Annotated in this window: 12 protein-coding genes and 1 pseudogene; all 13 read left to right on the top strand. The window is 32.2% G+C overall.

Translation table 11 applies throughout. The annotated features are described in order from the left end of the window. Nucleotides 1-111 precede the first annotated feature (111 nt). Nucleotides 112-408, top strand: a pseudogene (locus tag ACNO7W_RS16045) (phosphohydrolase); the annotation flags it as partial. 40 nt (nt 409-448) lie between these two features. Continuing rightward, nucleotides 449-1492, top strand: coding sequence for a UDP-3-O-(3-hydroxymyristoyl)glucosamine N-acyltransferase (gene lpxD / locus ACNO7W_RS16040; protein ID WP_417938877.1), 1044 nt, complete (start codon nt 449-451; stop codon nt 1490-1492). Further along, the gene (locus ACNO7W_RS16035) at nt 1485-2873 is read left to right on the top strand and encodes a bifunctional UDP-3-O-[3-hydroxymyristoyl] N-acetylglucosamine deacetylase/3-hydroxyacyl-ACP dehydratase (protein WP_143388918.1); all 1389 of its coding nucleotides are present in this window, start codon (nt 1485-1487) and stop codon (nt 2871-2873) included. The genes lpxD and ACNO7W_RS16035 overlap by 8 nt, the downstream gene beginning before the upstream one ends. An 86-nt stretch (nt 2874-2959) precedes the next feature. After that, nucleotides 2960-3745: an acyl-ACP--UDP-N-acetylglucosamine O-acyltransferase gene (gene lpxA / locus ACNO7W_RS16030; protein ID WP_143388917.1), complete on the top strand. Its 786-nt coding sequence runs from the start codon at nt 2960-2962 to the stop codon at nt 3743-3745. Between the two features lie 347 nt (nt 3746-4092). Further along, nucleotides 4093-4659, top strand: coding sequence for an elongation factor P (gene efp / locus ACNO7W_RS16025; protein WP_143388916.1), 567 nt, complete (start codon nt 4093-4095; stop codon nt 4657-4659). A gap of 69 nt (nt 4660-4728) precedes the next feature. After that, entirely contained in the window at nt 4729-5658 is a 930-nt protein-coding gene (locus ACNO7W_RS16020) for a UDP-3-O-(3-hydroxymyristoyl)glucosamine N-acyltransferase (RefSeq protein ID WP_417938876.1), read from the top strand. 2 nt (nt 5659-5660) lie between these two features. Continuing rightward, a complete protein-coding gene (locus tag ACNO7W_RS16015; RefSeq protein ID WP_143388914.1) occupies nt 5661-6023 on the top strand; it encodes a nuclear transport factor 2 family protein in 363 nt (120 codons plus the stop codon). 86 nt (nt 6024-6109) lie between these two features. Continuing rightward, nucleotides 6110-6982: a succinate--CoA ligase subunit alpha gene (gene sucD, locus ACNO7W_RS16010; protein ID WP_143388913.1), complete on the top strand. Its 873-nt coding sequence runs from the start codon at nt 6110-6112 to the stop codon at nt 6980-6982. A gap of 215 nt (nt 6983-7197) precedes the next feature. Then, entirely contained in the window at nt 7198-7620 is a 423-nt protein-coding gene (locus ACNO7W_RS16005; protein WP_314896715.1) for a hypothetical protein, read from the top strand. Nucleotides 7621-7747: 127 nt separating this feature from the next. Then, nucleotides 7748-8494, top strand: a complete 747-nt coding sequence (gene fabG / locus ACNO7W_RS16000; RefSeq protein ID WP_417938875.1) for a 3-oxoacyl-[acyl-carrier-protein] reductase — start codon at nt 7748-7750, stop codon at nt 8492-8494. A gap of 88 nt (nt 8495-8582) precedes the next feature. Further along, entirely contained in the window at nt 8583-10610 is a 2028-nt protein-coding gene (locus tag ACNO7W_RS15995; protein ID WP_417938874.1) for a hypothetical protein, read from the top strand. Nucleotides 10611-10887: 277 nt separating this feature from the next. Continuing rightward, the gene (locus tag ACNO7W_RS15990; RefSeq protein WP_417938879.1) at nt 10888-11784 is read left to right on the top strand and encodes a LysR family transcriptional regulator; all 897 of its coding nucleotides are present in this window, start codon (nt 10888-10890) and stop codon (nt 11782-11784) included. 177 nt (nt 11785-11961) lie between these two features. Then, nucleotides 11962-12837, top strand: coding sequence for a YeiH family protein (locus ACNO7W_RS15985; RefSeq protein WP_417938878.1), 876 nt, complete (start codon nt 11962-11964; stop codon nt 12835-12837). Nucleotides 12838-13016 lie beyond the last annotated feature (179 nt).

Here is a 13016-nt window from a genome sequence, read left to right as displayed (position 1 = left end):
TGATTAATCATATGTTTAAAAGTGCGTTGAATACACCTTAAATATACTGATTATCAGACTTTAAAACAAATTAATTGAAAGTTATTTCTTTCTTTTTTTTCAACCCTTGATTCGCATGATTTATTAAAAATAAAATTAACCAGCGAAAAAGTTGCGATAGAAGAGTTACAACCGTTGAAAGAACGTTTTGCGTTGGACAATAATATTTCTTTATTGGAAACCAATTATTTTATTTTTAAAGGTAAAATAAAAAACCAAGCGTATAGTAAAGAAGCCGAACCGATACGAATTTTGAAAAAAGACAGAACAATTGAAGACGTTATAGAATCTTCTGATCAGCTGAATTTAAAATCGTTATCTAAATTGGTGACCAAGTATTATATATGTTTCCCAAAACAACTTGCATAAAATGAACATTTAAAATCTATTTTTTTATATTTTTGTCGCAATGAAATTTACAGCAGAACAAATAGCAGGGATTTTAGAAGGAGAAGTTGTTGGGAATCCTATGGCAGAAGTTTTTAGATTGTCAAAAATCGAAGAAGGGGCTGAAGGCTCACTTACTTTTTTGTCAAATCCTAAATATCTTAATTATATATATTCCACAAAAGCCTCTGTAACAATTGTTAATGATACTTTTGTGCCGGAATCACCTCTAGCCACAACATTAATAAAAGTGCAAGATGCCTATGCGGCATTTTCTAAATTATTAGAATTTTACAATCAGGTAAAGTTAAATAAAAGTGGGATAGAGCAACCTTCTTTCCTTTCGCAAAGCGTAAAATACGGAGATAATTTATATCTTGGTAGTTTTAGTTATGTGGGACAGAATGTAATTTTGGGTGAAAATGTAAAAATATATCCTAATTGTTTCATTGGAGATAATGTAACAATAGGAGATAATGTGATATTATTTGCTGGCGCAAAAATTTATTCGGAGACAATTATTGGAAATAATTGCACGATACATTCTGGAGCAATAATAGGTGCTGATGGTTTTGGTTTTGCTCCAAATCCTGACGGAACTTATACAAAAATTCCACAAATAGGAAATGTAATTATTGAGGATAATGTTGATATAGGGTCCTGTACTACAATTGACAGGGCTACAATGGGTTCTACAATTATAAGAAAAGGAGTGAAGCTTGACAATCAAATTCAGATTGCCCATAATGTCGAAATAGGAGAAAATACAGTAATTGCCGCTCAAACTGGTATTGCCGGTTCTACAAAAATTGGCAAAAACGGAATGATTGGTGGGCAGGTAGGAATTGCGGGTCATTTAAACATTGGTAACAATGTCCGGATTCAGGCTCAATCTGGTGTAGGAAGAAACATAAAAGATGACGAAATCTTGCAAGGAAGTCCTACATTTGGATACAATGATTTTAGTAAATCGTATGTATATTTCAAGAATTTACCTAAAATTGTTGCAGAAATAGAGGAATTAAAAAAACAAATATTAAACCAAAAAAATGGAAAAAATGGTTAAACAGAAGACCATCAAAACAGAAATCTCGCTAACTGGAGTTGGATTACACACAGGAAAAGAAGTTAAAATGACTTTTAAACCTGCTCCAGTCAATAATGGTTTTACTTTTGTTCGAATAGATCTAGAAGGACAACCTATTATTGAGGCTGATGCAAATTATGTTGTAAACACCCAAAGAGGAACCAATTTAGAAAAACTTGGGGTTAAAATTCAAACACCAGAACATGTTTTAGCAGCATTAATTGGTTGTGATTTGGACAATGTTATTATAGAACTAAATGCTTCAGAGCTGCCTATAATGGATGGGTCATCTAAATATTTTGTTGAAGCCCTTGAAAAAGCAGGAATCGAAGAACAAAATGCCAAAAGAAATGTATATGTGGTAAAAGAAGTTATTTCTTTTACTGATGAAGCTACAGGTAGTGAAATATTAGTGATGCCAAGTGATCATTATTCGGTTACTGCAATGGTTGATTTTGGTACAAAAATATTGGGTACTCAAAATGCTACAATGAAAAACATTGCTGATTTTAAAACTGAAATATCTGAATCCAGAACTTTCAGCTTTTTACATGAATTAGAATCATTATTGGAAAATGGTTTAATAAAAGGAGGTGATTTGAATAATGCCATCGTTTATGTAGACAAAGAAATTTCGGCATCAACCATGGAGAGTTTAAAAGTCGCTTTTGGAAAAGACGAAATAACCGTTAAACCGAATGGTATTTTAGACAATCTTACGTTGCACTATCCAAATGAAGCGGCAAGACACAAACTGCTTGATGTAGTGGGTGATTTAGCTTTAATTGGAACTAAAATACAAGGTAAAGTAATCGCCAATAAACCTGGACATTTTGTGAATACACAATTTGCCAAAAAAATGGCGAAAATTATAAAAATAGAACAAAGAAATTATGTTCCAGTTTATGATTTACATCAAGAGCCTTTAATGGACATTCATAAAATTATGGCTGTTCTTCCTCATAGACCTCCATTTTTATTGATCGACAGAATTATTGAAATGTCTGAAAGTCATGTTGTGGGTATGAAAAACGTTACAATGAATGAAAATTTCTTTGTTGGACATTTCCCGGAAGCTCCAGTAATGCCTGGTGTTTTAATTGTTGAGGCAATGGCACAAACAGGAGGAATTTTAGTATTAAGTACGGTTCCAGATCCTGAAAATTATTTGACTTATTTTATGAAAATAGACAATGTCAAATTCAAACAAAAAGTATTACCAGGTGACACTTTGATTTTTAAATGTGATTTAATAACGCCTATCAGAAGAGGAATTTGTCATATGCAAGCGAATGCTTACGCAAATGGGAAACTAGTTGCTGAAGCGGAATTAATGGCACAAATTGCAAAAAAACAATAGATTTGGATTAAAAACGTTACAATTGCATCTGAAAAAGAAGTAGTTGATGTTTTTATTCTGATAAATATAAAAATAAAAAAAAGCTGATGAATCAACCACTAGCATATGTTCATCCTGGCGCAAAAATCGCCAAAAATGTTGTTATAGAACCTTTCACCACTATCCACAATAATGTTATTATTGGAGATGGAACTTGGATAGGTTCAAATGTTACCATTATGGAAGGCGCGAGAATTGGAAAAAACTGTAATATATTCCCTGGTGCGGTAATCTCAGCAGTCCCACAAGATTTGAAATTTGGAGGTGAGGATTCTTTAGCGATAATTGGTGATAATTGTACGATTAGAGAATGTGTAACCATTAACAGAGGAACGATTGCATCCGGACAAACTACTTTAGGTAATAATTGCCTAGTTATGGCAACGGCACATATTGCGCATGATTGTCACATAGGTGATAATGCAATTATAGTAAACGGAGTAGCTTTGGCTGGTCACGTTACTGTAGGTAATTTTGCGGTTATTGGAGGGTTGGCAGCAATTCATCAATTTATTAGTATAGGAGATCATGCGATGATATCAGGTGGTTCTTTGGTAAGAAAAGATGTTCCGCCATATACAAAAGCGGCTAAAGAACCTTTATCTTATGTTGGAATTAATTCTGTTGGATTAAGAAGACGTGGTTTTACAACTGAAAAGATCAGAGAAATCCAGGATATCTATAGAATTCTGTATCAGAAAAATTATAATACCTCTCAGGCATTAGATATTATCGAAGCAGAGATGGAAGCAACAACAGAAAGAGATGAAATTATTGATTTTATCAGAAATTCGTCAAGAGGAATAATGAAAGGATATTCTGGGAACTACTAATCCCCACCCCAGCCCTCCCCGAAGGGAAGGGAGTGTAAACGTAACTATATTGCAAAAAATATAACGTAGTACAAAATAATAAAGGCTCTTCGCCAAAAGTAGTGGAATTCAAAAAAAACATTAATTTACCAATGAATAAATTTCGTAATTATCGCAAAATATCCTTTAAAAATAAGTGTTTATTTAAAGTTTAATTTCCATTCCTAAACGACCTAACTTAGTTTTCCACTACTTTTGGCGAAGAACCAAAATATAAAACAATAGTATAAAATAATAAGTAACACATTTCCATCCAGTCTCCCTCCCCTTCGGGGAGGGCTGGGGTGGGGAAAAACAAACAAAAAAAAATGGCATCTACATCAGACATTAAAAACGGATTGTGTATTAAATACAACAACGATATTTACAAAATCATAGAATTTCTTCACGTAAAACCAGGAAAAGGACCTGCTTTTGTTCGAACAAAACTAAGAAGTTTGACCAATGGAAAAGTATTGGATAATACTTTTTCTGCAGGACATAAAATTGAAGAAGTTAGAGTAGAAAACCATAAATTTCAATATTTATATCCAGAAGGTGATTTGTTTCATTTTATGAATACGGAAACTTTTGAGCAAATTTCTTTGAATAAAAACATCTTGGATTCACCAGGATTGTTGAAAGAAGGTGAAAATGTAATGGTAAGTATCAATACGGAGACTGATTTGCCTCTTTCAGTAGATATGCCAGCATCAGTAGTTCTTGAAGTGACTTATGCCGAGCCAGGAATTAAAGGAAATACAGCTACAAATGCTACAAAATCAGCAACTGTTGAAACGGGTGCAACTGTAAATGTTCCTTTGTTTATCAATGAAGGAGACAAAATTAAAATTGATACTACATCAGGTTCTTACATGGAACGCGTAAAAGAGTAAATTACAGTTTTCGGTATTCAGTTTGCAGTCAAACTGAATACTGGACATTGAATACTGAACACTAAATTTATGAAATTCCAAAAAGTTTACTCTTTAGAAGAAATTGCAAATATCATCAACTGTGAATATGTGGGTGATGCTAATTTTCCTGTTTCAGGAATGAATGAAATTCATGTTGTCGAATCAGGCGATATTGTTTTTGTTGATCATCCGAAATATTATGATAAAGCGTTGAACTCAGCAGCGACTATTGTTTTAATAAATAAAAACGTTGATTGTCCGGATGGAAAAGCATTATTAATTTCTGACGATCCTTTTAGGGATTTTAATAAATTAACTAATTTTTTTAAGCCTTTTCAGTTTTCAAATGTTTCAATAGCTGCTTCAGTTTCTATTGGATTAGGAACTGTAATACAGCCTAATACATTTATTGGAAATCATGTAGTTATTGGAAAAAACTGTTTAATACATTCTAATGTTTCTATATATGATCATACCGTAATTGGAGATAATGTAATTATTCATGCAGGAACAGTTTTGGGTGCTGATGCTTTTTATTATAAAAAACGTCCCGAAGGTTACGATCAGTTACTTTCAGGTGGAAGGGTAGTCATTAAAGATAATGTTGGTATTGGAGCACTTTGTACCATTGATAAAGGAGTTACAGGTGATACAACCATTGGAGAAGGAACTAAAATTGACAATCAGGTACATGTAGGTCATGATACCGTGATTGGAAAAAAATGTTTGATTGCTTCACAAACCGGAATAGCAGGTTGTGTAATTATTGAAGATGAAGTTACTATTTGGGGGCAAGTAGGAACCACTAGCGGAATTACAATAGGAGCGAAGGCAGTCATTCTTGGTCAAACAGGAGTTACAAAATCAGTAGAAGGTGGTAAATCTTACTTTGGTACGCCAATTGAAGAATCAAGAGAAAAATTGAAACAACTGGCTAATATCAAAAAGATACCAGAAATTCTAAATAAACTAAAATAATTATGTCTGCTAAAGAAATCGTTCAGAAATTTTATAAATCTGATGCTTTAATTGATAGTGAAGTCATGAAAGATTTCTTGCATCCAGACATAATTGTTGAATGGAATAGCAGTAAAGGATTTATTGAGCTCAATTATGATTCGTTATTAAATTTAGCCAATGATTTAAGCAAAGCATATGTTCGATCTAAAGTGAGAATAAGTCATATTATAGCAGAAAATGATTTAATTTCGGTACGTTATTCTCATTTTGTAAAAACAATAGAAAATCCCAGAGAAGAAATGTTATTGGCACATTTTATAGCTATTTGGCAAATAAAAGACAATAAATTGTTCAGAGGGTATCAAATGAGTCAATTATCATAATATATTTTGACAAAAAAAAGCTTCAAAATAATTTACAAAACCTTACTTTTGCATCACAATTTTAAAAACTACATAAAATATATATCATGAGTGTTTTAGTTAATAAAGATTCCAAAATAATTGTTCAAGGATTTACAGGAAGCGAAGGAACTTTCCATGCTTCTCAAATGATTGAGTACGGTACTAACGTTGTTGGTGGTGTAACTCCAGGAAAAGGTGGGACGACTCACTTAGACAGGCCCGTTTTCAATACTGTAAAAGATGCTGTAGAACAAGCAGGAGCTGATACTACTATCATTTTTGTACCACCAGCTTTTGCTGCTGATGCAATTATGGAAGCTGCAGATGCAGGAATAAAAGTAATTATTGCAATTACTGAAGGAATTCCTGTGGCTGATATGATAAAAGCAAATAGTTATGTTAAGGAAAGAAATTCTAGATTAATAGGTCCGAACTGTCCAGGTATAATTACGCCAGGTGAAGCAAAAGTAGGTATTATGCCAGGTTTTGTTTTCAAAAAAGGAACTGTTGGTATTGTTTCAAAATCAGGAACTTTAACTTACGAAGCAGCTGACCAAGTTGTAAAACAAGGATTAGGAATAACTACTGCAATTGGAATTGGTGGAGATCCAATAATTGGAACAACGACAAAAGAAGCAGTAGAATTATTGATGAATGACCCAGAAACAGAATGTATCGTAATGATTGGTGAAATTGGAGGGCAATTAGAAGCTGATGCGGCTCATTGGATCAAAGCTGATGGTAACCGTAAACCAGTTGTCGGGTTCATTGCAGGAGTTACGGCTCCAGCAGGAAGAACTATGGGACATGCAGGTGCTATTGTTGGTGGATCTGACGATACTGCCGAAGCTAAAAAACAAATCATGAGAGAATGTGGAATTCACGTTGTAGATTCTCCAGCTGAAATTGGTAAAAAAGTAAAAGAAGTTTTAGGATAATCTAACCTAAATTAAATATTTTAAAAGCCCCACAATTTGTGGGGCTTTTTTATTATAAATTGAATTAAAGAAATATCTTTGCACTTTATTAAATTGATCTGTTTTTTCAGATGTAATCCAAATAAGAGCAAACATAAACGAATGGTTTCTAATGAACCTCACGATTTTGTGGGGTATTTTTTTGTAGAAACCAATTCAAATAAAAATAAAATATTATGTACAAAGAGTTAAAAAAATTCAAAGTTAGCAATCAGTTTTCATTCACTATAGACGATAGTTTAGAAGAAGTTTGTAATGCTTCAGAAGGATCTGGAGTGTTTTTAGTTTATTCGGTAGGGGATGAAAAAGAGTTAATTATGGTTGGTTCTACTGGAACTGTTCAGAATAACGGAACTTTGAAAATTAAAAATGGTGGTTTAAAAGATAAAATTGTAGAAGGACACCAATTTGCAAAAACAGGGAGAAAATATTCTTGGCCAGCACAAATGAAAATCGAAGATATCAGTACACTTGAAGTGGTTTGGTATGAAACATTTAACGATAAGACAAAAGCAATACCAACATTCGTAGAAGGACAAGTATTACAAAATTTTCTTGATGAGAATGGAAGATTGCCAAAATGGAATGTAGCTTTTTAGTACATTTTCAAAAATTATTAAAAAAAGCTTTACTTCGGTAAGGCTTTTTTTGTACTACAAATTTCATAAAACGCCTAAATAATCTATATTTGTACATCAAAATAATAAACATACTTATCATTATAATATGAAATTACTAGAAGGAAAAGTTGCCATAATTACAGGCGCGAGCCGCGGAATTGGAAAAGGAATTGCAGAAGTTTTTGCAAAACACGGTGCAAATGTTGCATTTACCTATAGTTCATCAGTAGAATCAGCTTTGGCTCTTGAAAATGAATTAAATGCGCTTGGTATTAAAGCTAAAGGATATCAATCCAATGCAGCCGATTTTAATGAAGCACAAACTTTTGTGGATGCGGTTTTAGCTGAATTTGGAACTGTTGATATTCTAATTAACAACGCCGGAATTACTAAAGACAATCTTTTGATGCGCATGTCCGAAGAAGATTTTGACAAAGTAATTGATGTTAATTTGAAATCGGTTTTCAATATGACTAAAGCAATTCAAAGAACATTTTTGAAACAACGTGCTGGTTCAATCATCAATATGAGTAGTGTAGTAGGCGTGAAAGGGAATGCGGGTCAAACCAATTATGCTGCATCAAAAGCCGGAGTTATAGGTTTTACAAAATCAGTGGCGCTTGAATTAGGTTCTCGTAATATTCGTTGTAATGCAATTGCTCCAGGATTTATTGAAACGGAGATGACTGCAAAATTAAGTGATGATGTGATACAAGGTTGGAGAGACGGAATCCCATTGAAACGTGGTGGAACTACCGAAGATGTTGCGAATGCGTGTCTTTTCTTTGCTTCAGATATGAGTGCATATGTTACTGGACAAGTTATGAATGTTTGTGGAGGAATGCTTACTTAACACAATTTAAAGATTTAAAAATTGTTTGTTGAGTATTCGTTTTTAAATTCTTAAATTTTTCAATCTTTCAATCTTTGAATTCAGGTATATGACTACAACTACCATTTTATTAATAGTACTTTCTTTAGTAATAGCCGGTAGTTTGTCATTTTACCAATATTTATATAAAGCCAAAAACAAATCGAAAGTCAGTTTGTTTCTGGCTTTTTTACGTTTTTTGTCCATTTTTGGAATATTGTTGCTTTTAATCAATCCAATAATTACTAAGAACACACTTGAAACCGTAAAAACACCATTGTCTATTGTTGTAGATAATTCCAGTTCCATTTCTTTTTTAAATGCTAAAGAAAAAGCATTAGAATTGTATAAAAAATTGATTTTAAATTCAGCCTTGCAAGATAAATTCGATGTTCTATCCTATCAATTTGATGGTGAATTTCAACAATCAGAGCTATTTGATTTTAAAGGAACCCAAACCAATCTGGATGCCGTAGCTAAAAACCTTAAAAGCATTAATAAAAATATTTTTTTTCCAACCGTAATCATAACCGACGGAAATCAAACTTCAGGAAGTGATTATGTATATGGTTTTGATGCAGCCAATAAAGTATACCCATTAATTGTGGGAGATACAACTACTTTTTTAGATTTTAAGATTAATCAACTGAATGTAAATAAATATGCTTTTCACAAAAATAAATTTCCTGTAGAAGCATTTTTGCACTATTCTGGAACTAAAAATAGCACTGCAGATTTTATTATTTCGCAAGGAAATTCGGTTATTAGTAAACAGTGTATTTCATTTTCACCATCAAAAAAAACGGCTATTATAAATGTCCTTTTACCTGCAAATAAAGTCGGTTTACAGGTTTTTAAAGCCACGATTTCATCTAAAGAAAACGAGAAAAATACGTATAATAATACCAAGAATTTTGCGGTAGAAGTAATTGACCAAAAAACTAACATTGCTATTGTTTCAGCTATAAATCATCCGGATATCGGTGCTTTGAAACATGCAATTGAAACTAATGCGCAACGTAAAGTAACTTTAATTAAACCTAATGATATCAAATTATTACAAGATTATACTATTTTAATTTTATACCAACCCACAGCTGAATTTAAATCGGTTTTTGATACTACAAAATTAGCTGGAATTAACACATTCATTATTACCGGAAACAATACTGATTTTAATTTTTTGAATCAACAACAGAATAATTTGTCATTCAAAATGAGTGGTCAAAAAGAAGATTATTTGGCAGAATTTAATTCTCAATTTAATCTCTTTGCAATTGATAATATTGGTTTCGAAAATTTCCCTCCTTTGCAAAATATTTTTGGAAATGTTACTACAAATGGAAATGTTTCGGTATTGCTTTCTTCCAAAATTAGAAATGTAGATACTAATGCTCCTTTATTGGCTTTTACTGAAAATCAAGGCAAGCGAACGGCTTATTTTTTAGGGGAGAATAGTTGGAAATGGCGTTTGCAAAGTCATATTGATAAGCAATCCTTTGAGAAGTTTGATGTTTTTATAGACAAGATTATCCAATTTTTAGCTTCTAATAATTCAAAAAAATCATTGGTTGTTGAACATGAAAGTTTCTATAATTCAGGAGAAGCAATTGAAATTTCCGCACAATATTTCAATAAAAACTATGAGTTTGATGAGAAAGCAAGTTTAACTATTGCTGCAACTGATACCAAAACGAAACAAACAAAAAATTACGATTTACTAAAAAGCAATAATTCTTATAAAGTCAATCTTGATGGACTTACGGCTGGAAATTATGATTTTTCGGTAAAAGAATTGAATTCAAAAACAACCTATTCCAGTCATTTTGAAATTCTGGATTTTGATATAGAAAAACAATTCGTTAATCCTGATGTAAAGAAACTAACACAATTAGCTACACAAACAGAAGGGAAAGCCTATTTCCCGGATCAGATAGATGTATTGATAAAATCACTATTGGATAATGAAGAATACAAAGCCGTTCAAAAGAATAATGTGACCAAAACACCTTTGATTGATTGGGTTTGGTTACTTGTTTTAATTTTTATTTTTCTTTCGACAGAATGGTTTGTTAGAAAATATAACGGATTGTTGTAGATTAAGTAATAGGAACGATATATTGTCGCATATTATAATGTCAAACCCTCAATAAAGACTGAGGTTGAGTTAAAAAACAAATATGACATTATTTCAATCTCATTACTTAAGTTATAATTTTTGCCACGAATTACACAAATTCAGCATTAATTTTAATTATTAAAAATTGACAACAAAGAATTAAAGTAACTTAAAAATAGTTCGTCTTAATTCGTGCAAAATTCGTGAAATTTGTGGCTTTTTTTAAAATAAAGTAATGATAAATAAAAATACAAATATGGATTTTAGATTAAAAGTATTCTTTACTGTCGCCAATAGATTGAGTTTTACAAAAGCAGCAACAGAGTTATTCATTACGCAACCCGCCATTTCAAAGCACATTCAAGAGTTAGAAGAACAATATAAAATCAAACTTTTTGAAAGAAACGGTTCGAAAATTTCGCTTACCAATGCTGGTGAAGTATTGCTAAAACACACCAAAAATATATTTGAAGTCTATAGAGAAATTGATTTTGATATGAGTGCGCTTATCAATCAACAAAAGGGATTACTTCGATTAGGAGCCAGCACAACAATTTCTCAATATATAATTCCACCACTTTTGGCCCGCTTTCATCAAAAATTGCAGGATATTAAAGTGAATCTACTGAACGGAAATACGGAGCAAATTGAAAAGGCATTATTAAATAAAGAGATTGAAATTGGAATTGTAGAAGGGCAATCTAAAAATCAGTCTATTAAATATACCGAATTTTTAAAAGATGAATTAGTTCTGGTTTGCAATAGCAGCAATCCTTTGGTAAACAAAGAACAAGTTACATTAGAGGATTTGAAAGACCTGCGATTTGTAACTCGGGAGCAAGGCTCTGGAACACTTGAAGTTATTGAACACGCCTTAAAACCTTTTGGAATTAATCTTTCGCAATTGAAAATTGAAATGCAGTTGGGAAGTCCAGAAAGTATAAAATCCTATTTAATGAATTCTGATTGTGTTGCTTTTATTTCCATTCATGCTATAGAAAAAGAGCTTAAAAATAACGAATTGATTATTCTGGATATTGATAATTTTGTGATTGAACGCTTTTTCTATATCATTACTTTACAAGGAAAGGTTGATGCATTATCTGAATTATTTATAAAAAACATATCAAGTTATTATAATTTAAAGTTATAGCAGATTGTTTTTTGCGATTGGTTAATACAGATTAATCCATTCACCTTTGTATAGTAATAATTCAACTACTTTACATTGGAAACAAATCAAAAATTAATTCAAAAGCCTTCACCGCTTTTTTTCGAAATAAGCACAATACAGCAACAAATCATTTTTGGTGTATTGTTATTATTTTGCATGACTACTTTTGTTTCCCCACCAATTGCTTTATTATTAGGCTTGATTGTAGCGAATCTTTCCGGACATCCTTTTTTACATCTCAACCATAAAGCAACGAACATTCTACTACAGGTTTCTGTGGTAGGTTTGGGTTTTGGAATGAATGTTAACAGTGCTTTATCGGCTGGTAAAGAAGGTTTCTTGTTTACTGTTGCATCTATTTTAAGCACTTTAATTCTGGGAACTTTTTTAGGGAAATGGCTAAAAATTGAAAAGAAAACGGCTCATCTGATTTCCTGTGGAACCGCAATTTGTGGAGGAAGTGCGATTGCTGCGATTGCTCCGGTAATTAAATCTGAGGATAAACAAACTTCAATTGCTTTAGGAGTGATATTTATTTTGAATTCAATTGCATTATTTTTGTTTCCAGCAGTGGGTCATTGGTTGGATTTATCACAAAAGGAGTTTGGATTGTGGTGTGCCATTGCCATCCATGACACGAGTTCTGTAGTTGGCGCAGCCAGTAAATTTGGACCTGAAGCATTGCAAATAGCCACAACGGTAAAGTTAGCTCGAATCTTATGGATTATTCCGGTAGCTTTAATTACCGCTGTTGTTTTCAAAAACAAATCCAGCAGAATCAAAATCCCATATTTTATTGGATTATTTATTTTGGCAATGGTAATGAATAATTATGTTTCAAAAACAGCAATAATTGCTCCATATTTGGTTTCAATTGCTAAAATTGGACTTACACTGACCTTGTTTTTAATCGGAGCAGGATTGAACAGAAGCATATTGAAATCCGTTGGTGTAAAACCATTGTTTCAAGGAATTTTGCTTTGGATATTTATTGCAATTGCAACTTTGTTAACTATTCTGTATTTCAATTAAGTAGCATTAATTCAAAATATTATATGACTATCCGTAATGCGGACTAAAATCATTTCGAATATAATTTTCGTCGTTTGTACATTTATAAAGCATAAATATTAGCCCACAGATAACACGGATTATACCGATTTACACGGATTTTTTTACTTGGTGAATCAAACTGTTTGTCTCGTCCTGAA

Origin of the sequence: Flavobacterium sp. ZB4R12 (genome assembly GCF_048276375.1) — a bacterium.
Classification (GTDB): Bacteria; Bacteroidota; Bacteroidia; order Flavobacteriales; family Flavobacteriaceae; genus Flavobacterium; species Flavobacterium gawalongense.
Note: the sequence above shows the minus strand (reverse complement) of the source record. Positions and strands in the feature narration are given on the sequence as shown.